Annotated in this window: 1 protein-coding gene; it reads right to left on the reverse strand. The window is 56.5% G+C overall.

The window, feature by feature from the left end:
- The coding region (locus tag ACO0LM_RS28810; RefSeq protein WP_423042390.1) for a transposase at nt 1–255 on the reverse strand (255 nt) is incomplete at both ends.

The raw sequence follows: 255 nt of genomic DNA on the forward strand, positions 1-255 counted from the left end.
ACCAAACCAAGAAAGGCCGCGAGCTGCCGACCGTTCTTGAATTCATTGATGTGACTGCCTACCGTAGCAACAAGAGCCGTGGCGGTAATGGGGCCGATGCCCGGCACCTGTTCCAACGTGCGGCAAACCTGGGATTGTCTTGCCAGTTGCTTGATTTGCTTGTCAATTTCCTGCACCTGCCGGTCCAGTCCCTGCAAATGCGATAGCAGTCGCTGCGTCAACTCCTGCATCAAGGGCGGTAACCCGCTGTCGTCT

Origin of the sequence: Undibacterium sp. Di26W (genome assembly GCF_049340265.1) — a bacterium.
In the GTDB taxonomy this organism is placed as follows: Bacteria; Pseudomonadota; Gammaproteobacteria; order Burkholderiales; family Burkholderiaceae_D; genus Undibacterium.